The organism is Pseudomonas sp. microsymbiont 2 (assembly GCF_054788395.1).
Map to the genome: position 1 here is coordinate 5,268,718 of NZ_CM139112.1, position 20,009 is coordinate 5,288,726.

Annotated in this window: 17 protein-coding genes; 6 read left to right on the top strand and 11 right to left on the bottom strand. The window is 65.7% G+C overall.

Annotation, left to right across the window (positions count from 1 at the left end; translation table 11 throughout):
- Positions 1-63: 63 nt before the first annotated feature.
- Positions 64-1,497, top strand: coding sequence for a TolC family outer membrane protein (locus ACYUME_RS23735; RefSeq protein WP_460417189.1), 1,434 nt, complete (start codon positions 64-66; stop codon positions 1,495-1,497).
- A gap of 158 nt (positions 1,498-1,655) precedes the next feature.
- Here ACYUME_RS23735 and waaA read toward each other — a convergent pair whose 3' ends face one another.
- Positions 1,656-2,927 carry a lipid IV(A) 3-deoxy-D-manno-octulosonic acid transferase gene (gene waaA, locus ACYUME_RS23740; RefSeq protein ID WP_460417191.1) on the bottom strand — a complete coding sequence of 424 codons (1,272 nt, stop codon included), beginning with the start codon at positions 2,925-2,927 and terminating at the stop codon, positions 1,656-1,658.
- Between the two features lie 38 nt (positions 2,928-2,965).
- Complete coding sequence (locus ACYUME_RS23745; protein ID WP_279886978.1) at positions 2,966-3,856, bottom strand: LysR family transcriptional regulator; 891 nt, start codon at positions 3,854-3,856, stop codon at positions 2,966-2,968.
- 89 nt (positions 3,857-3,945) lie between these two features.
- Between ACYUME_RS23745 and ACYUME_RS23750 the strand changes: the two genes are divergently transcribed.
- From ACYUME_RS23750 to ACYUME_RS23765, 4 genes are all read left to right on the top strand, one after another.
- A complete protein-coding gene (locus ACYUME_RS23750; RefSeq protein WP_279886976.1) occupies positions 3,946-4,278 on the top strand; it encodes a DMT family transporter in 333 nt (110 codons plus the stop codon).
- A gap of 185 nt (positions 4,279-4,463) precedes the next feature.
- A complete protein-coding gene (locus ACYUME_RS23755) occupies positions 4,464-5,639 on the top strand; it encodes an NAD(P)/FAD-dependent oxidoreductase (RefSeq protein ID WP_279886974.1) in 1,176 nt (391 codons plus the stop codon).
- A complete protein-coding gene (locus tag ACYUME_RS23760; protein WP_460417193.1) occupies positions 5,636-6,448 on the top strand; it encodes an aldo/keto reductase in 813 nt (270 codons plus the stop codon). The genes ACYUME_RS23755 and ACYUME_RS23760 overlap by 4 nt, the downstream gene beginning before the upstream one ends.
- A 37-nt stretch (positions 6,449-6,485) precedes the next feature.
- The gene (locus ACYUME_RS23765; protein WP_279886971.1) at positions 6,486-7,454 is read left to right on the top strand and encodes a metal ABC transporter ATPase; all 969 of its coding nucleotides are present in this window, start codon (positions 6,486-6,488) and stop codon (positions 7,452-7,454) included.
- 131 nt (positions 7,455-7,585) lie between these two features.
- On the opposite strand, the gene hldE is transcribed toward ACYUME_RS23765, so the two are convergent.
- Entirely contained in the window at positions 7,586-9,007 is a 1,422-nt protein-coding gene (hldE, locus tag ACYUME_RS23770) for a bifunctional D-glycero-beta-D-manno-heptose-7-phosphate kinase/D-glycero-beta-D-manno-heptose 1-phosphate adenylyltransferase HldE (RefSeq protein ID WP_460417195.1), read from the bottom strand.
- Positions 9,008-9,138: 131 nt separating this feature from the next.
- A complete protein-coding gene (msbA, locus tag ACYUME_RS23775) occupies positions 9,139-10,941 on the bottom strand; it encodes a lipid A export permease/ATP-binding protein MsbA (RefSeq protein WP_279886968.1) in 1,803 nt (600 codons plus the stop codon).
- A 109-nt stretch (positions 10,942-11,050) separates the two neighbouring features.
- On the opposite strand from msbA, the gene ACYUME_RS23780 reads away from it, so the two are divergent.
- The gene (locus tag ACYUME_RS23780; RefSeq protein WP_460417197.1) at positions 11,051-11,689 is read left to right on the top strand and encodes a phosphotransferase; all 639 of its coding nucleotides are present in this window, start codon (positions 11,051-11,053) and stop codon (positions 11,687-11,689) included.
- Between the two features lie 66 nt (positions 11,690-11,755).
- On the opposite strand, the gene ACYUME_RS23785 is transcribed toward ACYUME_RS23780, so the two are convergent.
- From ACYUME_RS23785 to ACYUME_RS23815, 7 genes are read right to left on the bottom strand one after another with little or no spacing between them, the layout of a single operon-like run.
- On the bottom strand, positions 11,756-12,916 hold the full coding sequence (locus ACYUME_RS23785; protein WP_279911514.1) for an O-antigen ligase domain-containing protein: 1,161 nt from the start codon (positions 12,914-12,916) through the stop codon (positions 11,756-11,758).
- Positions 12,909-13,676 carry a glycosyltransferase family 2 protein gene (locus ACYUME_RS23790; protein ID WP_460417199.1) on the bottom strand — a complete coding sequence of 256 codons (768 nt, stop codon included), beginning with the start codon at positions 13,674-13,676 and terminating at the stop codon, positions 12,909-12,911. The genes ACYUME_RS23785 and ACYUME_RS23790 overlap by 8 nt, the downstream gene beginning before the upstream one ends.
- 23 nt (positions 13,677-13,699) lie before the next feature.
- A complete protein-coding gene (locus ACYUME_RS23795) occupies positions 13,700-14,662 on the bottom strand; it encodes a glycosyltransferase family protein (protein ID WP_279888731.1) in 963 nt (320 codons plus the stop codon).
- Complete coding sequence (locus ACYUME_RS23800) at positions 14,659-16,086, bottom strand: PIG-L family deacetylase (RefSeq protein ID WP_279888729.1); 1,428 nt, start codon at positions 16,084-16,086, stop codon at positions 14,659-14,661. Before ACYUME_RS23800 ends, ACYUME_RS23795 begins: the two co-directional genes overlap by 4 nt.
- 2 nt (positions 16,087-16,088) lie before the next feature.
- Positions 16,089-16,985: an antimicrobial resistance protein Mig-14 gene (locus ACYUME_RS23805; RefSeq protein WP_279888727.1), complete on the bottom strand. Its 897-nt coding sequence runs from the start codon at positions 16,983-16,985 to the stop codon at positions 16,089-16,091.
- Positions 16,985-18,115, bottom strand: coding sequence for a glycosyltransferase (locus ACYUME_RS23810; protein ID WP_279888725.1), 1,131 nt, complete (start codon positions 18,113-18,115; stop codon positions 16,985-16,987). The genes ACYUME_RS23805 and ACYUME_RS23810 overlap by 1 nt, the downstream gene beginning before the upstream one ends.
- Positions 18,099-19,856, bottom strand: a complete 1,758-nt coding sequence (locus tag ACYUME_RS23815; RefSeq protein ID WP_186733359.1) for a carbamoyltransferase family protein — start codon at positions 19,854-19,856, stop codon at positions 18,099-18,101. Before ACYUME_RS23815 ends, ACYUME_RS23810 begins: the two co-directional genes overlap by 17 nt.
- Positions 19,857-20,009: the final 153 nt, after the last annotated feature.

Consider the following 20,009-nt stretch of genomic DNA (forward strand, 5'->3'; position numbering starts at 1 on the left):
TACACTGGCCCATCGCTCGATACCCGACAGTACAGTAAATAAATCTTGATCAAGGATTGCCCTATGCTGCGCAAACTCTCACTGGCGATTGCCGTGTCTTGTGCGTCCAACGCAGTGGTCTGGGCAGCGGACATGCCCACGACGGTGAAGACCGACCTGGTCAGCGTCTACCAGGAAGCGGTAGACAACAACGCCGACCTGGCCGCGGCCCGCGCCGACTACGGCGCCCGCCGCGAGGTGGTGCCCCAGGCCCGCGCCGGCTTGCTGCCCAACCTGTCGGCCGGTGCCGAGATGATGAACACCCGCACCAAGCTCGACGAACCGTCGGTCACCTCCAACCGCAGCGGCAATTCCTGGAGCGCCACCCTGGCGCAGCCGATCTTCCGTGCCGACCGCTGGTTCCAGTTGCAGGCCGCCGAGGCCGTCAATGAACAGGCCGCGCTGGAGCTGTCGGCCACCGAGCAGAACCTGATCCTGCAGACCGCCGAGAACTATTTCGCCGTACTTCGCGCGCAGGACAACCTGGCCTCGACCAAGGCCGAAGAAGCGGCGTTCAAGCGCCAGCTGGATCAGTCCAACGAACGTTTCGACGTCGGGCTCTCGGACAAGACCGATGTCCTGCAATCACAGGCAAGCTACGACACCGCCCGGGCCAACCGGATCATCGCCGAGCGTCAGGTGCAGGATGCCTTCGAGGCGCTGATCACCCTGACCAATCGCCAGTACAGCGCGATCCAGGGCGTGGTCCACACCCTGCCGGTGCAAGTGCCCACGCCCAATGACGCCAAGGCCTGGGTCGAGACCGCCGGGCGGCAGAACCTCAACCTGCTGGCGACCAACCATGCCGTGGCGGCCGCCGAAGAGACCGTGCGCCAACGCAAGGCCGGCCATGCGCCGACGCTCGACGCGGTGGCCAGGTACCAGAAGGGCGACAACGACAACCTTGGTTTCACCAATCCCTCGCAGAACGGGGTGCGCTACGGCGGCGACGTCGAGCAGACCAGCGTCGGCCTGCAGCTGAACATTCCGATCTACAGCGGCGGCCTGACCAGCTCGCAGGTACGCGAGGCCTATTCGCGCCTGACCCAGACCGAACAGCAGCGCGAAAGCCTGCGCCGCCAGGTGGTGGAGAACACCCGCAACCTGCACCGCGCGGTGAATACCGATGTGGAACAGGTGCAAGCGCGCAAGCAGTCGATCATTTCCAACCAGAGCGCGCTGGAGGCCACCGAGATCGGCTACCAGGTCGGCACCCGCAACATCGTCGATGTGCTCGACGCGCAGCGTCAGCTGTACACCTCGGTGCGCGACTACAACAACAGCCGCTACGACTACATCCTCGACAACCTGCGCCTGAAGCAGGCCGCCGGTACGCTGAGCCCGCAGGACCTGCAGGACCTGGGGCGCTACCTGAAGGCCGACTACAACCCGGACAAGGACTTCCTGCCACCGGACCTGGCGGCCGCCGCAGCGAAGAACTTCGAACGCCGGCCTTGAGCCAAGGGAGCACACGGGCGCTGTAGGAGCGGCCTTGTGTCACGATAGGGGTGCGAAGCGCCCCCGGGATCTGCGCATTCCCGCAAGATTGCCGGGGCCGCTGTGCGGCCCTATCGCGACACAAGGCCGCTCCTACAGGGATCGCACCGCCTCACAGATCAGCGGATCAGCGTAGCCAGCCCCTCCAGCAACCGCTGCAACGCCCCCTGGTTGGCCTGCATCACCGCCCTGCCCGCCTCGCCCATGCGCCGCGCATCCTGCGGCAGCTCCACCAGCCGACGCACCGCAGCGGCCAGCCCTTCGGCATCGTCCACCTGCTGCAACGCGCCCGCCTCGCGCAGCATCGCGCTGATCTCGAGGAAGTTGAACACGTGCGGCCCCATGATCACCGGCAGCGCCAGGGCCGCCGGCTCCAGCGGATTGTGCCCGCCCGTGGGCACCAGGCTGCCACCGACGAAAGCGATATCGGCCAGGGCATAGAGGAACAGCAGCTCGCCCATGGTATCGCCCAGCAATACCTGGGTCGGCGCGGTAACGGCGTCGCCCGTCGAGCGGCGCACCGTGGCGAAATGCTCGCGACACAGCGCATGTACCGCGTCGAATCGCTCAGGGTGGCGCGGTACCAGGATCAGCAAGGCATCGCCGTGCGCCTCGAGCAACTGCCGGTGCGCCTCGAGGACCAGCGCGTCCTCCCCTTCGTGGGTACTGGCGGCGATCCACACCGGACGCTGGCCAGCACCCCACTGCTCACGCAACGCTCGGGCGCGAGGCAGCAGTTGCTCGTCGATCTTCAGGTCGAACTTGATCGAGCCGGTCACCTGCACGCATTCGCGCCGGGCACCGAGCGCGAGGAAACGCTCGGCCTCGGTCTCGGTCTGTACCGCGATCAGGCTCATCTCTTCGAGCATCGGCCGGGTCAGGCCGGCGAAACGGGCATAGCCACGGGCCGAGCGCTCGGACAGCCGGGCATTGGCCAGCGCCACCGGGATACCGCGCTTGGCGCATTGATGAATATGGTTGGGCCACAGCTCGGTTTCCATGATGATGCCCAGCTTCGGGCGCACATGGTCGAGGAAGCGCCCCGCCGCCCACGGCAGGTCGTAGGGCAGGTAGCAGTGCTGCACCCGCGGCTCGCCCGCGAACATCGCGCGGATGCGTTCGGAGCCGGTCGGGGTCATGCAGGTGAGCGTGATCGGCAGGTCCGGGTACTGCTTGAGCAGGGCCCGGACCATGGGCGCGGCGGCAATGCTCTCGCCCACCGAGACCGCATGCACCCAGATACCGCCCTGGCGCATCGGTGGCAGCTGGCAGGCGAAGCGCTCGGCGATCCGCGCACGGTACGCCGGCGCCTTGCGCCCGCGCAGGAACAGGCGCAGCGCGACCAGCGGCAGGCCCAGGTGAAACAGCAGGGTATAGAGGGTTCTGTTCATGGCCGCGGAGTTTACTAGGAACTGGATGAAAAGGCCTGTCAGCCAATCGCCCGCAAGTGCACGGCGAAGCGCTCGGCCAACCACTGCGCCGCCGGTCCCAGTGGCTCGTCGCGGCGCCAGGCCAGTTCGGCGACCAGCGCGGGCGGGCGCCATTCGCTGTCCAGCTCGATCATCTGCGTCTGGTAGGTGGGATACTGCACCACATGACGCGGTAGCCAGGCCCAGCCCAGGCCGCGCATCAGCAGTTCGGCCATGGCGTAGAAACTGTCGGCGCGCCAGACCTGCGGACTGATCGCCTCGCCACCGGGGTAGCCACTCTGCTGCGGGGTGATCAGCAACTGGCGGTGGCGTGCCAGTTGCTGCCGGCTGACCTTGGCCAGGTGCGCCAGCGGATGATCGATGGCACACACCGTGACCATCTCGACGCTGCCCAGCGCCCGCCGCTCCAGCGATGCCGGAATGCTCTCGTGATGGAAGAACAACCCCAGGTCGGCGCGCCGCTCCACCAGCTTGCGCGCCACATCGCCCTGGGCACCGCTGGCCAGCTGTACTTCCAGATAGGGGTAGCGCGCCGCCAGTTCGTCGAGGCTGTCGATCACCGGCTGGTAGGGCATGGCCTCGTCCTGGGCCACTCGCAACAGCGCCTCCTGGCCGCGCATCAAGGCCAGCGCCCGGCCATCCAGGCGCTCGCACTGGCGCAGCACCTCACGGGCATCCTCCAGCAGGGCCGCGCCGCGCTCGGTCAGGCGCGGCTGGCGACCGCTGCTGCGCTCGAACAGGGTTACGCCCAGGTCGGTCTCAAGCAAGGCGATGGCGTTGCTGATCGCCGACTGGGCCTTGCGCTGCTCGCGGGCCACGGCGGAAAACGAGCGCAGTTCGGCCGCCCTCACGAACAGACGCAGTTGCTCCAGGCTCCAGTGTTCGGTCATCGCCAACCTATCTCCATATCAGATAGGTAATGACTTTACCGCATCCAGGGATCGCCTAGAATGCCCAGCCAGCAACGGAGGACCGCACCATGAACGCCTACACCTATCTCGCCATCGCCATCTTCGCCGAAGTCATCGCCACCGCCTCCATGAAGGCAGTCAAAGGCTTGAGCACGCCGCTGCCGCTGCTGCTGATGGTGTGCGGCTATGGCGTGGCGTTCTGGATGCTGACCCTGGTGGTGCGCAGCATTCCTGTGGGCATCGCCTATGCGATCTGGTCGGGGCTGGGCATTGTGTTGATCAGCGTTGCGGCGCTGGTGATCTATGGGCAGAAACTGGATATGCCGGCGATGCTGGGCATGGCCATGATCGTCGGCGGGGTGGTGGTGATCCAGGTGTTTTCCAATACTGCCGGGCATTGATGCTTCCCTGAGGATTTTGGGGCCGCTTTGCGGCCCATCGCGACACAAGGCCGCTCCTACAGGGACCGTGTAGGCCTGCGGATTTATGCGGTCCTTTTATGTGACGCAGCAGTCCCAGGATCGCAAAGCCCACGCCGGCCCGACGCTGTATACTGCGCACCTGTCCCTGTTTTCGAGGTGCCCGCATGCCATCCGCCATTTCCACCGACGTGCTGATCGTCGGCGCTGGGGTCGCAGGCCTCTGGCTCAATGCCCGCCTGCGCCGCCAGGGCTTTTCGACGGTGCTGGTGGAGCGCGCCAGCCTGGGCGGCGAGCAGACCATCAAGTCGCAAGGCATCATCCATGGCGGCACCAAGTACGCCCTGCACGGCGCGCTGACCGGCGCCTCCGAAGCCATCGCCGACATGCCGCGACGCTGGCGCGAGGCGCTTGCCGGCAACGGCGAGCTGGACCTCACCGATACCCGCCTGCTGTCCGACGCCCACTACCTCTGGTCCCCCGGCACCCTCGCCGGCAACCTCACCAGTTTCTTCGCCAGCAAGGCCGTGCGCGGCCGGGTCGACCAGGTCAAGGGCGAGCAACTGCCGCCGGCCCTGCAGGACCGGGCGTTCAAAGGCAAGGTGTACCGCCTGGCCGAACTGGTCATCGACGTGCCCAGCCTGTTGGCCAACCTCGCCCGGCTGGCCGGCGACAGCCTGCTGGCCGGCGAACGCATCGAGCCGTTGCGCGAAGGCGGCGAGCTGCTCGGGCTGATCGTCGATGGCCGCGAGATCCGCGCCCAGCGCGTCGTGCTCAGTGCCGGCAGCGGCACCGAGGAGCTGCTGCATGCCCTGGGCCTCGAGCAACCGGCCATGCAACGTCGGCCGCTGCACATGGTCCTGGCCAAGGGGCCGAACCTCAAGCCGCTGTATGCCCACTGCCTGGGTGGCGGACCGAAGCCGCGCATCACCGTGACCACCCACCCCGCCGCCGATGGCCAATGGGTGTGGTACCTCGGCGGCGACATCGCCGAGGCTGACGGCGTCGCTCGCGAACCTGCGGCGCAGATCGCCGCGGCGCAGAAGGAGGTCGCCAGCCTGCTGCCCTGGATCGACCAGAGCCAGGTGCGCTGGGCCACCTTGCGCGTCGATCGCGCCGAACCCGCGCAATCGGGCCTGGTGCGTCCGGACAACGCCTTCCTCGCCGACCAGCAGCGCCTGCTGGTCGGCTGGCCGACCAAGCTGGCCCTGGCGCCGGACTTCGCCGACCGCGTGCTGGCCAGTTTCGAGCGCGACGGCATCCGCCCGGCCAGCCAGCCGAACCTCGCCGACCTGCCCCGTCCGGCGCTGGCCATCCCGGCCTGGGAGCAACTGCTGCCATGAGCCTGCCAACCCTGCACGATCATCACCGCCCGCTGGGCAGCACCGGCCTGCGGGTATCGCCACTGGGCCTTGGCACGGTCAAGCTCGGCCGCGACCAGGGCGTGAAATACCCCAACGGCTTCACCATCCCGGATGACGACGCTGCACGCCTGCTGCTGGCCCAGGCCCGCGAGCTGGGCATCAACCTGATCGACACCGCCCCGGCCTATGGCCGCAGCGAGGAGCGCCTGGGCCCGCTGCTGCGCGGCCAGCGCGAGCAATGGGTGATCGTCAGCAAGGTCGGCGAGGAGTTCGAGGACGGCCAGTCGCATTTCGATTTCAGCGCCGCCCATGCCCGCCGCTCGGTCGAACGCAGCCTAAAGCGCCTGGAGACCGATCGCATCGAACTGGTGCTGGTGCATTCCGATGGCAACGACCTGGCGATCCTCGAACAGGAAGAGGTTTATGAAACCCTCGCCGCGCTGAAGCGCGAAGGCAAGATTCTCGGCTATGGTTTCTCCGGCAAGACTGCCGCCGGAGGCCTGAAAGCACTGGAACAGGGCGACTGCGCGATGGTCACCTACAACCTCAACGAGCAAGCGGAGCGACCGGTGCTGGACTACGCTGCCGAGCACGGCAAGGCCATCCTGGTGAAGAAAGCCCTGGCCAGCGGGCATATCTGCCTGGCCCCGGGCGTCGACCCGGTGCAGGCCAGCTTCGAATTGCTGTTTGCCCACCCGGGCGTGAGCAGTGCCATCGTCGGCACCATCAACCCGGTGCACCTGGCCCATAACGTGGCCACCGTCGCCCGCATCCTGGGCCGGCCCTGAGCCGCCCGGGCGGGGGCCCAACGCAAGGAGGAGCCTCGTGCCGCGTACGCTGATCCGCAAGAATCCGAGCAACTTCAAGACCCTGCCGCTGCATGTCGAGGCCACGCCCGATGGCCTGACCTACCAGAGCATCGGCATGCCGCTGAACTTCGCCCAGACCCTGCAGCGACGCAAGGCCATCCAGTTGCCAGATCCCGAGCGTTTCGTGGTCGAGCTGGCCAACCTCGGGGTTTCGGTACGCCTGACCCTGCACTGGCAGGGCCGTGACTACTGGGTCCTGGTGCGTCAGCGCCGGCAGGATCGCGGCGACGTGGTGCTCAAGTTGATTTCCGGCTATGTCCCGGCCCATGAGCTGAACCTGCCGCTGCACACGGCGATCCAGGAAGTGGCCGAGGAGTGCCTGCTGGAAACCCCCGAAGGCTGGCTCGGCGGACGCTTCAACGAGACCTGGCTGCCGGCGCCCTACGCCGCCGCCCTGCACTATCGCGAAGCGCTACCGTTCGTGCTCACGCCGGAGTCTGGCGCCGCGCGCGCGGTGCACTGCGCCAACCTGATGCTGCTGGAGCGCCCAAGGGCCTACGTGCACCTGCCCACGGCATCGCTGCAACTGATCTACGATCTGCGCCTGCAAGTACCGAAGGAAGCCAAGTCGCTGAGCCTGTTCCACGTCGATGAACGGCTCGAAGGGGACCAACTGGTCGCAAGGCTCGATCGCAAGCGCCCGGACCTGTACCTGATGCCGCTCGAGGATGGCCAGCCCGTGGCCGAACTCTACACCTTGAAGAAGGACCAGCTGCTACCGGCGAGCACGCGCGGGCTGTGGCTGGCCGAAAGCTTCGCGCGCCAGGAAGGCTGGCTGGTACGGGATGAGCGAGTACGCTGGAGGGACTGGCTGAAGCAGCAGGGACTGGTCGAGAGCAAGCGCGAACCAGCGGGCCATCTGCAACGCTTCAGTGACAGGGCAAGGGCACTGCTGGAACGGGCTCGCGGGTCGCTGCACAAGTAGGCAGGGCTGCGAAGCAAGCAACTCAGTGGATGGCACCGGCCCTGCCGGTGTTCGCGGGTGAACCCGCTCCCAAAGGTTGACAGCAAGCGCTGTAACGGTGGGAGCGGGCTGGCCACGCGATGTGAAGCCTGTCAGTGCTTGCGGATCTTCTCGACGATCGCCGTGGTCGAGCTGTTCTCCACCAGGCCCAGCACTTTCACCGTGCCGCCAGAGGCCTTGACGATATCGGCGCCGACCACCTGGTCGATGCCATAGTCGCCGCCCTTGACCAGCACGTCCGGCTTGACCTGACGCAGCAGGTTCTCGGGCGTGTCCTCGGGGAAGCTGATCACCCAGTCCACCGCACCGAGGCCGGCCAGCACAGCCATGCGTCGGTCGACACTGTTGATCGGCCGGCCCGGACCTTTCAGGCGGCTGACCGAGGCATCGTCGTTGATCGCGACGATCAGGCGGTCGCCCTGGGCACGGGCCTGCTCCAGGTAAGTCACGTGACCTGCATGCAGGATATCGAAGCAGCCGTTGGTGAAGACGATCTTCTCGTTGTGCGCACGGGCATCGTCGATGGCCAGCAGCAGTTGCTCCAGCCCCAGCACGCCGCGCTCGGAACCTTCTTCGCGCTGGATCGCCCGACGCAGTTCGGGCGCACTGATGGCAGCGGTACCCAGCTTGCCGACCACGATGCCGGCGGCGAGGTTGGCCAGGGCGACCGCGTGCGGCAGGTCCTCGCCGGCAGCGATGGCGGCCGCCAGGGTGGAGATCACGGTATCGCCGGCACCGGTGACGTCGAACACCTCACGGGCACGGGCCGGCAGGTGCAGGGCCGGATGACCGGTGCGCAGCAAGGTCATGCCGTGCTCGCCACGGGTCACCAGCAACGCACCCAGGTCCAGTTCCTCGAGCAGCTTCAGGCCTTTGGCGACCAGCTCGGCTTCGTCCGCGCAACGGCCGACGATGGTTTCGAATTCGCTGAGGTTCGGGGTGATCAGGCTGGCGCCACGGTAGATCGAGAAATCCTTGCCCTTGGGGTCGGCCAGCACCGGAATGCCTTTGCCGCGAGCGGCCTGGATCAGCGCCTGATGGTTCTTCAACGCGCCCTTGCCGTAATCGGACAGCACCAGCACCTTGACCCCCTCGAGCAGGGCGTCGACTTCCGCGCCCAGTGACAGCGGGTCGGTGGCGAACGGCTCTTCGAAGTCGATGCGCAGCAATTGCTGGTGACGGCTCATGACCCGCAGCTTGACGATGGTCGGCTGGTGGGCGATGCGCTGGAAGATCGAACGCACGCCGGCGGCCTGCAAGCTGTTGGCGAGGCTGTCGGCGGCCTCGTCCTGGCCGGTGACGCCGACCAGCGCGGCGGGCGCGCCGAGGGCGGCGATGTTCAAGGCCACGTTGGCCGCGCCACCGGGGCGATCCTCGATCTGATCGACCTTGACCACCGGCACCGGTGCTTCAGGCGAAATACGTGAAGTACCGCCATGCCAGTAGCGGTCGAGCATGACATCGCCGACCACCAGTACCGGGGCTTGATCGAAACGCGGCATGGACAACTTCATGGGCAACCCATTATCGGAAAAATGAACAGGGGCAGGATATTAGCACAGGGATGCGCAGGGCTTTACGGCCAACCGCGGCGATGCTGTATCGATTGACTGGCGGGGCCTGCAGGACCCCGCCGTGACACGGATCAGGTGATGTTGGCCTTTTCCGCCTCGTCCAGCCCCATGGCGTGCAGGCGGGCGTAATGGCCATTGGCCTTGAGCAGTTCGGCATGGGTACCGCGCTCCACCAGACGGCCCTGATCCATCACCAGGATCATGTCGGCCTTCTCGATGGTCGACAGGCGATGCGCGATCACCAGGGTCGTGCGGCCTTCCATCACATGGTCCAGGGCGGCCTGGATATGCCGTTCGGACTCGGTGTCCAGGGCCGAGGTGGCCTCATCGAGAATCAGCAACGGCGCATTCTTGAGCAAGGCGCGGGCAATCGCCAGGCGCTGGCGCTGGCCGCCGGAAAGCAGCACGCCGTTCTCGCCGACCTCGGTGTCGAAGCCCTTGGGCAACTGGTCGACGAACTCCTTGGCATAGGCATCGGCGGCGGCGGCCTCGATGTCCGCGCGCGGGGCGCCGGCCAGGTCGCCGTAGGCGATGTTGTTGGCCACGGTGTCGTTGAACAGGGTGACATGCTGGGTCACCTGGGACACATGACGGCGCAGGTTGCGCAGGCGATATTCCTCGATCTCCACGCCATCGAGCAGGATCTGCCCTTCGCTGTGGTGATAGAAACGCGGGATCAGCGCCGCCAGCGTCGACTTGCCGCTGCCCGAACGCCCCACCAGGGCGATCATCTGCCCAGGCTCGGCGGTGAAGCTGATATCGCTCAGCACCTGACGCTCGGTACCGGGGTAGGTGAAGCTGAGGTTGCGCACTTCCAGGCGCCCCTCGACCCGCTCCTTCTCGACAGTGCCGTTGTCGACCTCGGGCTTCTCGTCAAGCTGCTCGAAGATGCTCTCGGCGCCGGCCAGGCCCTTCTGGATGGTCGAGCTGACTTCGGACAGCTGGCGAATGGGCTTGGGCAGCAGGCCGGCCGCGGTGATATAGGCCACCAGGTCACCCGCCGACGCCTCGCCGCGCAGGAACAGCACCAGGAACATCAGCGCGGCCATGGCGGTGTAGATCACCAGCTGCAGCAGCGGCGTGTACAGCGCGCCGGTCTTGGTCATGCGCAGCTGCTTGTCGGTGTTGCTCTGGCTGGCCGCATCGAACCGGCGCTCCTCGTAGCTTTCGCCGCCGAAGCTGCGCACCACGCGGTAACCCTGGATGGTCTCGGACGCCACATGGGTGACGTCGCCCATGGCCACCTGGATCTTCTTGCTCTGCTTGCGAAACTTCTTGCTGGCGGTGCTCACCATCACCGCGATCAGCGGCAGGATCGCCACCATCACCAGGGTCAGCTTCCAGTTCATCCACAGCAGGTAGGCGAACAGGAAGACCACCGTCAGGCCTTCACGAATGACCACCTTGATGGCATCGGTGGCGGCGCCGGTGACCATGGTCACGTTGAAGGTGATGCGCGAGATCAGGTGCCCCGAGTTGTGGCTGTCGAAATAGCGGTTGGGCAGCACCAGCAGCTTGTTGAACAGCTCCACCCGCAGATCGTGCACCAGGCACAGCGACACCTTGGCCAGGAAGTAGTTGCCGAGAAATGAACCCAGCCCCTGCCAGGCGGCGATCAGGATGATCAGCAGCGGCACTGCCTGCAACAGCTGCAGGTCGCGCAGGTAGGGTACGTCGGGGAACAGCACCGCCTGCGGGTTGCTCAGGCCGTCGACGAAATACTTGAGGATCCCGGCCAGCATCGGCTGGGTGGAGGCGAAGATCACGAAACCGACGATGCTCAGCACGAAGATGCCGATATAGGGTTTGACATAGCCCAGCAGGCGCAGATAGATCTTCAGGCTCGCGGGGGAAGACGATTCGGGAACTGTCATGAGGATCCGTCGGGTCAAAAAGAGTCGGGATTATAACACACGCGGTGTCTCGCACCGCCCGCTGCGGGTAAGATAGGCGGCCGTCCCGAACCCTGGCCCTGGAGGCTTGATGCAAGCACTTGACCACGCCCGCTACCTTGCCCTGCGCGAGGGCGCCCACGTCCTCGAGGCCGACGGCACTGGCGACAAGGTGCTGCGCCTGCGCGATGGCTCGATGTTCAAACTGTTCCGGCGCAAGCGCCTGATCAGCTCGGCGGCCTGGTACCCCTACGCCCGGCGCTTCGCCGACAACTGCCAGGCCCTGGCCGAGCGCGGCATCCCCTGCCCGCAGGTCCTGGCGGTGTACCGTATCGCCGAGATCGCCCGCGATGCGGTGCACTACGAGCCCCTGCCCGGCCAGACCCTGCGCCAGCTGCTGGAGCAGCCCGGCGCCCATGCCGGACTGCGCGACCAGCTCGGGCGCTTCATCGCCAGGCTGCACGAAACCGGGGTGTACTTCCGTTCGGCGCACCTGGGCAACGTGGTGCTCACGCCCGAAGGCGAGTTGGGGCTGATCGACGTCGCCGACCTGCGCACTACCCGCTCGCCCCTGCGTCGCTCGCAGCGCTTGCGCAACTTCCGCCATATGCTGCGCTACCGCGAGGACCGCCAGTGGCTGCTCGGCGACGGCGACAACAGTTTCGTCGAGGCTTACCTGGCCAGCCAGCAGGTGTGCCGCCGCCAGGACCTGGCCGGCGCGCTGGCCTGAGCCGCCCGCCACAACGAGAAAGGGGCTGCAACGCAGCCCCTCCCGAATACACAACCTTGTCGCGGATCAGCCGATCGAGCGACGCGCCTGCAAGCCACGGCCGAGTACCATGGCCGCCGGCAGCAGCACCAGCGGCCACAGTTCGTCGGGGTTGCCGATCAGCTTGCTGCCGTCGAAGTTGAGCATCACCAGCGCACAGGCCAGGTACATGCCCCATGGGTCGCGCAGGCGCACGGCCTGGACCAGGGTCATCGCCACGATGACCAGGAACAGCACCAGCGAGACCCCACCGGTATAAAGACCCAGGGCAACGAAGATATTGTGCGGATGCTGGATCGGCATGAAGCCACTGAGCAGCTTGTCGGTATGGAACTCGACGCCGCAGCCCACCAGCCAGCCGCAGTTCTCCCACTCACCAACCATCACGTGGAACAGCTCGCTGCGGTAGGAATCACCGCGATCGAACAGCGAATGGAACCAGGCCGCGTCCTTGACCAGCCACAGGGTCACGACCCCGAGCACAGCGAACAGCGCCAGCCACGGCCCGGCCACACGCGGGAAACGCCACAGCGCCCAGACCGCCCAGGCGGCGAACAGGAACACCGCGCCGACCATTGCGGTACGCGTCTGCATCACGAAGGTAACGGCCACCACCGACAGCACCACCGCGCAGAAGGCTTCGACCCAACGACGGCGGTGCAGCCAGCCTGGCATGGCCAGCGCCAGGGCGCAGAGCATCCAGATGCTGGTGTAGATGACGTTCTGCATGCGCGCCGGCATCAGGTTGACCCGCTCGCCCAGGGCATGGACGCCGGTCAGGTAGGCGTAGGCCGAATAGCCGAAGACATACAGGCAGATGACCCAGAACAGCACGCGGGCGAACAGCTCCGAGCGCAGGAAGCGCTGGTTGGTCAGCCCCGCGACGGCGAAGACGAACAGCGTCACGTAGGCGATGTGCTTGTAGAACTGGCCCTCGCCGGCAATCGCCGCAGGCACCAGGAACCACAGCAGGAACACCAGCCAGGCCAGCCCCAGCTTGTCGCTCAGCAACCCGGCGCCTCGCTCCTTGACAAGGAACACCAACCCCGGCAACGCGATGAACGCGTAGAAGATGTTGTTCGTCCATTTCGACGAGTCCATCAGCACGAAGCTGGCCAGAAAAGCGATCAGCGCCGCGGTGAAATAGCGCCGACTCTTGCTGTTGTCTCGGTCAATCCCTTCAAACATCCTTCAACACCCATCCAAGCAATAGTCCGATAACCAGCACGCCCAGCAAGCGGATGCGGTCCATGCGCTTGCGCCGTGCCTTCTTGATCTTTTCTTCCGGCATTTCCACATGCTCGCCAAAGCCTGTGTGCAGCACGGCGTCGTTCTCCAGGATCAGCGCGTAGCGGTTGCGCTCGGCATAAAGCCGCGACAGGCTCTTCTCGCCGGAGTGCGACGCATAGGGCGCATGAGCCTGGTAGTCGGCGAGCCGGCGCAAGCCAGGATTGAAGGAGAACCCCTGCCATTCCGCCTTGTGCGAGCCCAGTTTGTGGAAGGCGATGCCCTGCAGCACCTGACGTTCCTCCAGGAACACGTAGGGGCTGTGCAGCTGCAGGTCGTGATTGAAGCTGCGCAGCCATACCTGGAGCGCCTGCGGGTCGGCCTCGAGCAGCGCCTGGGACTCCTCGATGAAGCCCGGGCGGTAGAACGCCCAGTCATCTTCGCAGTGGAACACCCAGGAGGTCTTGACCTGGGCGTAGGCGGCATCCACCGAGCGCAACTGCCCAAGCTTGGGATTGTTGACGATGAAGGTCGTGTGTTCGCGCCAGTGCTCGGGAATGCAGCCGCGCACCGCCTCGTCGCCGGAGTCCTCGGTGATGAACACCTCACGGACAGGTGCGGTGTTGTAGCGATCGAAAGTCTCTAGCGTGCGCCTGAGCAGATCGAAACGACCACAGCTGGTCACCACCAGCGTGATCTCACTGTTTTCACTGAAGAGCATGGCTTCCTCGATTTGATTTGGACTCAACGCGACAGGCCGATCGCCAGCAGCAACCGATCCAGCAGCCCAGGTTTGCTTGCCGGGCGCAGCGGCGCGCGCATGGCCTCGGTGATCGCCCGGCCGAGCGCGTGGAAGGTGTAGCGCTGCTCGGCCAGCTGCTGGCCATTGCGCGAAATTCGCTCGGCCAAGGCCAGGTCGCCACGCAACAGGGCCAGCTTCTCGCGCAGCTGCTCGACGTCGCGGTAGAGCACGATGTTGTGCATGTCGACGAAGCCCAGCGCCTGGTTCTCTTCATCGCCCTGGTCGTAGGCGAACAGCACACAACCACAGGCCATGGCTTCGAAGTTCTTGATCATGTATTCGCCCATGCCGACGTCGGCACTGACGAAAAAGCGGATGCGGCTGAGGGTCTGGCTGTATTCCTCACCTGACTTGGTGCGGGTGATCAGCAGGTTTTCCACCGCCGCGATCGACTCGAGCATCTGCTTGCGCCCGGAGTAGGCCACGCTGCGCAGGCTGCCGACGAACGCCAGTTCGATATCGCGCTCGCGGTTTTCATTGCGCAGCAGTGCCTGGTCGTAGCCCTTGGGCACGAACACCGCGTCGAAGCCCTCGTCGCGCAGGCGCCGGGTGACGACGGCACCCGAGGTGATGACCCGCGCCCACGGCAACTGACGGTAGTACTCGCTGAACTTGCCGGTGTACTTGCAGGGGATGTAGTTCTGGTAGGCGTCGTGCTCGAGGATCACCAGGTTCGGCACGCTGCGGATGAAGCGCACCTGGCGGATCTCTTTCTTGAAACGCAGGAAGAACAGGATCCGATCGTACTGCTCCACCTGCACATGCTGGCGGAAATAGCCGCGCAGATCGGCCTGCTCGTCAGCGGTGAGCCAGCGGATATCGCACTCGCAGTCAGCCGCGATACCTTCGTAAAGACGGTCCAGGATGGCGCGTTGCTCTTTCTGGACCAGGAACAGGACTTTCACCGTGGCTCTCTCTTGTCGATCACTGTGCCGACCCACAACAGCTCGTGTCGGCGCACGGCCTTGCGGAAGAATTCATTGTCACCGAATGCCGGCCAGCGCCGGGCAGCCAGGCAGCGCTGCAGCAAGCGGCGGATGCGGCGCTTGAACGGAGGGGCAGGCTGCAGGTCGTGCATCATACCCAAAGCGATGGCCTTATGCCGCTGCATTTGCGCGCTGACATCCAGCACCCAAGGGCGCATGGGCAAAGCCGCATCGAAGAAGGGCGGCAAGGGCACCCCGGTACCGGCGTCGCCCATCGGCCAGCGATCGTTGTCGTGCAGGTGGTTGGCATAGAACAGCAAGGTGTCCGGCTGCCAGCTCGAGCCCTGCAACGCCTGCTGTACGGCATCGTGGGCCGCGACATGGTCCGGGTGCGGGTCGAGCGCCGGGTGCGGCATCACCAGGGTCGCCGGACGGGCGCGCTCGATCAGCTCGCGCAGGTCCTGCACCAGGTTGCTCCAGGTCGGGCGGCCATCGGCATCGCTGGCCAACGCAACCTCGTTGAAGCGGCGGAACACACGGGTATCGGCAAGATCGGCCTCCCGTGAGGCGACTACCGCGTCAGGGTCGGCCTGCATGGCGGGCAGCTGCATGCAGAAATAACCCAGCTGCACGCACTGCGAGGACGGCACGCCCGCCCAACGCGGCACGGCGATGCTGTCCCAGCTGCGCAGCTCGCCCTTGAGACGGGCCGCCTCGGCCAGGCCGATGCCGAAGGTCTCGCGGTAGTACTCGTTCTCGATCTCGCCGGCCGTCAAGGTCACGATCCAGCTGCTTCGTGCCTGGGCATACGCAGCGAACGCCGCCAGCTCGGCATCGTCGGCATGGGGCGCGATGACCATCATGGAGCCGGCCAGGTAGTCGTCATGACGGAACACCAGCAGCTCCACGTCCGACGCGATACGGCAATGACGGCCACGCAGGCGCAACCGACCGGCACTCAGCGCCTCGGCCTGGCCAACCAAATTGAGATAACGCACACCTCGGACGCCGCGCTCGAAGGCCTGGCAGTCAGCAACCCCGCCCTCGATGCGCACCGCCGGATCGAACAGGCGTCCCAGCCAGCCGGCCTTCAGCGTGACCCGCAACAGCAGGGTTTCACTGCCATCGAGCACGCACTCGGCCGGCACGGCGAGCATCCCGTCCTGATTGCGCAGCGCATGCCGCTCGCTGGCCTGCAGGTCGTACTGGTAGTCACTGCCAGGCACGTAGAACAGGTGGTCGGAGAACCAGGCTTCATGCGCCACCCACAGCAGCACCGCCAGCATCGGCGGCAACCACCACGCCCACAACGCCGACAGCAGGAGCACAACGAGCACGACCAGCAGGATCACCCGTTTGCGCTTGCGGTGGCGTTTGAGCAGTTGCTGCTTGTGAGCGCTCATGTTCAGACCTGGAAGACGTTGACGGGGTTGCACCAACGGTCCTTGTACTCCCGATCGGCCCGACCGAACGAGAACCGCAGCGTCTTGCCACGGGCATTGGCATCTTCCCAGGCGGCCTGGGTATTGAGGAAGCTCAACACGCTACCCGGGCTGAACGCCTTGGTCTCGGGATCGACACCGCCGTTTACATACTCGACGCTGATCCACTGCGGCGCCTCGACGCGATACACCAACTGAATGGCGATGGGCGCGCCCTCGAGCAGCAGCACCGAGCCGATCAGCAGCTCGCGCAGGCGCTCGACCACCTCGGCCATGCGTGCCGCGCCGGTGGCCGGGAAACCCCAGCGGCGCTGGAATAGATCACAGTACATCGCCGCGATCTCGGCTGCGGTGAAATCGCCGATCGGTCGTACCTGGCCGCCCGCCTCTTCCAGCAGGCGCAGCTCGCGACGCTGGTTGTAGCGAAACTTTTTCGACAGCTCTTCGTGGGGACGCGCCATGGCCAACTGCTCGGGCTGCGTCTTCAGGCCGGCGAAACGCCCCTGGTTCAGCTCCGAGAGGTAGCGCCCGGCGTGACGCAGCGGCGCTCCGGCATCATCGGCGGCCGGCAGGATGATCTCGGCGTTGCCCAGGTCGAACAGGCCTTTCTTGCCTTGGCGCTTGAGCACGTCCTTGGACAGCGCCAGGTGACGCCCCCAGGTCGGCAGCGCGGCCTTGAGTTCGCCATCCCGGGACCAGCCCAGGTAGCGCACCGGGATCTGCGCCAGCTCGGCCAGTTGCTCGACCACCCGTGGGTGCGTGGCGACGCTGCCGCCAAAGCGCTGCCAGGCATCGCTGTAGGCCGCCGCGTCGATTTCTTGCCAGCCACGTTCGCGCCAGGTCTGAAGATGATTGAGCATCACGCCTGCGCCACCAGCGCACGAACCTGCGGCAACTGCCAGAACGCATCGCGCACCGCCTGGTCGCTGAAGCGCTGCCGCAGACGCTGCAACATGTGCTCGGCACAGGCTTCACGCTGCTGCGCGTCCAGGCCGGCCATGTGCCTCAGGCCCTGGGCCAGCTGCGCGGCATCGCCCAGCGGGAACAGCACGCCAACGCCCTCGACCACTTCACGGGCACCCCCGCAGGCCGTCGCCAGCACCGGCACGCCAGCGACCATGGCCTCGAGCAGGACCATGCCGAACGGCTCGTGGTCAGAGCTCAGCGCGAACACATCGAAAGCTTTGAAGTAGCGGCGCGCATCCGGCACCTGACCGAGGAAGTCGACCTGCTCGGCGATGCCCAGCTCGCCGGCCAGCGCCTTGAGTTTCGCTTCGAGACGGCCCTTGCCCAGAATCGCCAGGCGAGCCCCGGCCGGCAGACCCGGCAAGGCTTCGGCGAAGCCGCGCAGCAAGGTGGCCTGGTCCTTGTCCGGGTGCAGGCGGCCGACATTGCCGACCACCCAGGCCTGCTGATCCAGGCCCAAGGCGCGCCGCGCCTCGTCGCGCGGCACCAGGCTGGCCTGCAGCGCCGCGACGTCGATACGGTTGTACAGGGTCTGGATACGCTCGGCGGGCCATTGCGCCAGGCAGCGGCGCATGTCATCGCGCACCGCGTCCGACACGCCAAGCAGGCTCAGGCGCTTGCGGAACAGATTGGCGAACAGCCGCCGTCCTTTGCGCTGGTAATCGCCGAAGGCATGATGCACGCCGATCACCGGCAAGCCGGTCCCCAGCAGCGCGACATAGATCGGCTTGAAGCGGTGGGCGATGCAGAAACTGAAGTTGCGCGTCGCGGCAATCTTGCGCAGCGCTCGGATAGCGCCCAGCTTCAGGCCGCGCACGGCCTTGGAGCTGAACTCGAGAAACAGCACCTCGTCCGAGGCACAGCCGGCCGCTACTTTCGCGTCGGCTGCCCCGGTGAGGAACACGGTGGTGACCTTGTAGCCGCTGCCCTGGAACAGGCTGGCGTACTGACGGGCACAGTCCAGGAACGGCCCGTCATAGCCATGGCAGAACTGCAGGATGCGCGGTTCAGAGCGGCTGGTCATACGGCGCGGCGCCTTCCTTGACCACCAGGATGTCTTCCATGATCAGGTACTGCAGGTCCGAGCCGAAGAACATGTTCAGGGCGTCGGTCGGCGAGCAGATCATCGGTTCGCCACGGCGGTTCAGCGAGGTGTTCAGCGACACGCCGTTGCCGGTCAGGTCCTCCAGCGCCTTCATCATGTCGTAGTAGCGCGGGTTGTACTCGCGCTTGAGCACCTGGGCGCGCGAGGTACCGTCCTCGTGGACCACTTCCGGCACGCGGGTCTTCCACTCTTCGGCGACTTCGAAGGTGAAGGTCATGAACGGCGCAGGGTGATCGACCTTGATCATCTGCGGCCCGACGGTGTCGAGCATCGACGGGCAGAAAGGTCTCCAGCGTTCGCGGAACTTGATCTGCTCGTTGATGCGGTTGGCCACGCCCGGCACGCTCGGGCAACCGATGATCGAGCGACCGCCCAGGGCACGCGGACCGAACTCCATGCGCCCCTGGAACCAGGCCACCGGGTTGCCGTCGACCATGATCTTGGCGATGCGCTGCGGCATGTCGTCGATCTTGCGCCATTTCGGCGCGTTCGGGTGACGCGCGCAGGCGGCGATCACGTCCTCGTTGGAGAACGAAGGGCCGAGGTAGACGTGCTCCATCTTCTCGACCGGCACGCCACGGGCGTGGGAGACGTAGGCGGCGGCGCCAACGGCGGTACCGGCATCGCCCGACGCCGGCTGGACGAACAGCTCTTTGACGTCGTCGCGGGCGATGATCTTCTGGTTCAGCTTGACGTTCAGCGCGCAGCCGCCGGCGAAGGCCAGCTTGCCGGTCTCTTTCAGCGTATCGCCCAGGTAGTGGTCGATCATCTGCAGGGCCAGCTTCTCGAACAGCGCCTGCATGCTGGCAGCGTAGTGAATGTACGGCTCGTCGGCGATGTCGCCTTCGCGTTTCGGGCCCAGCCACTCGATCAGCTTGGGCGAGAAGTAGAAGCCCTTGCCCTTCTCTTTATAGCGGCGCAGGCCGATGACGTTGGCGTACTCGGTGTTGATCACCAGTTCACCGTTTTCGAAGCTGGCCAGGCGCGAGAAGTCGTACTTGCTGGCGTCGCCATACGGCGCCATGCCCATGACCTTGAACTCGCCGTCGAGCATTTCGAAGCCGAGGAACTCGGTGATCGCGCCATACAGGCCACCCAGCGAGTCCGGATCGAAGAACTCCTTGATCTTGTGGATCTTGCCGTTTTCGCCGTAGCCGAAGAAGGTGGTGGCGTACTCGCCCTTGCCGTCGATGCCGAGGATCGCGGTTTTCTCTTTGAAGCCCGAGCAGTGGTAGGCACTGGAAGCGTGGGCCAGGTGGTGCTCGACCGGCTCGATCTTGATCTTTTTCGGATCGAAGCCCAGCTGCTCCAGGCACCAGACGATCTTCTTGCGGTAGCGCTTGTAGCGACGATTGCCCATCAGCAGCGCGTCGAGGGCGCGGTCCGGGGCGTACCAGTAGCGCTTGGCGTAGTGCCAGCGGGCCTTGCCGAACAGGCTGATCGGGGCGAACGGAATGGCCACCACGTCGACGTCCGACGGCTTGATGCCGGCCTGCTCCAGGCAGAACTTCGCCGACTCGTAGGGCATGCGGTTCTTCGCATGCTTGTCACGCACGAAGCGCTCTTCTTCGGCGGCGGCAATCAGCTTGCCGTCGATGTACAGGGCCGCGGAAGGGTCATGGCTAAGGGCGCCGGACAGGCCAAGAATCGTCAGTGCCAAGGGTCTAGCCTCTCAAATCGGTATGAAGTGCGCCAACGGCCATTCAGGCGGATGGCGGCTAAAGGGCGGGATTATAACGCAAAGATGGTCAGGCGCGATGCACTCGCGTGGGAGCGGGCTTGCCCCGCGAAAGCGGCGGATCCACCGGCGCCA

Coding starts and splice junctions, on each gene's coding strand:
- waaA (WP_460417191.1), bottom strand. CDS start 2,927: ATGAACAGAACCCTCTATACCCTGCTGTTTCACCTGGGCCTGCCGCTG.
- ACYUME_RS23800 (WP_279888729.1), bottom strand. CDS start 16,086: ATGAGCGCTCACAAGCAGCAACTGCTCAAACGCCACCGCAAGCGCAAA.
- ACYUME_RS23760 (WP_460417193.1), top strand. CDS start 5,636: ATGAGCCTGCCAACCCTGCACGATCATCACCGCCCGCTGGGCAGCACC.
- ACYUME_RS23790 (WP_460417199.1), bottom strand. CDS start 13,676: ATGCTCTTCAGTGAAAACAGTGAGATCACGCTGGTGGTGACCAGCTGT.
- ACYUME_RS23750 (WP_279886976.1), top strand. CDS start 3,946: ATGAACGCCTACACCTATCTCGCCATCGCCATCTTCGCCGAAGTCATC.
- hldE (WP_460417195.1), bottom strand. CDS start 9,007: ATGAAGTTGTCCATGCCGCGTTTCGATCAAGCCCCGGTACTGGTGGTC.
- msbA (WP_279886968.1), bottom strand. CDS start 10,941: ATGACAGTTCCCGAATCGTCTTCCCCCGCGAGCCTGAAGATCTATCTG.
- ACYUME_RS23735 (WP_460417189.1), top strand. CDS start 64: ATGCTGCGCAAACTCTCACTGGCGATTGCCGTGTCTTGTGCGTCCAAC.
- ACYUME_RS23780 (WP_460417197.1), top strand. CDS start 11,051: ATGCAAGCACTTGACCACGCCCGCTACCTTGCCCTGCGCGAGGGCGCC.
- ACYUME_RS23805 (WP_279888727.1), bottom strand. CDS start 16,985: ATGCTCAATCATCTTCAGACCTGGCGCGAACGTGGCTGGCAAGAAATC.
- ACYUME_RS23745 (WP_279886978.1), bottom strand. CDS start 3,856: ATGACCGAACACTGGAGCCTGGAGCAACTGCGTCTGTTCGTGAGGGCG.
- ACYUME_RS23810 (WP_279888725.1), bottom strand. CDS start 18,115: ATGACCAGCCGCTCTGAACCGCGCATCCTGCAGTTCTGCCATGGCTAT.
- ACYUME_RS23785 (WP_279911514.1), bottom strand. CDS start 12,916: ATGTTTGAAGGGATTGACCGAGACAACAGCAAGAGTCGGCGCTATTTC.
- ACYUME_RS23755 (WP_279886974.1), top strand. CDS start 4,464: ATGCCATCCGCCATTTCCACCGACGTGCTGATCGTCGGCGCTGGGGTC.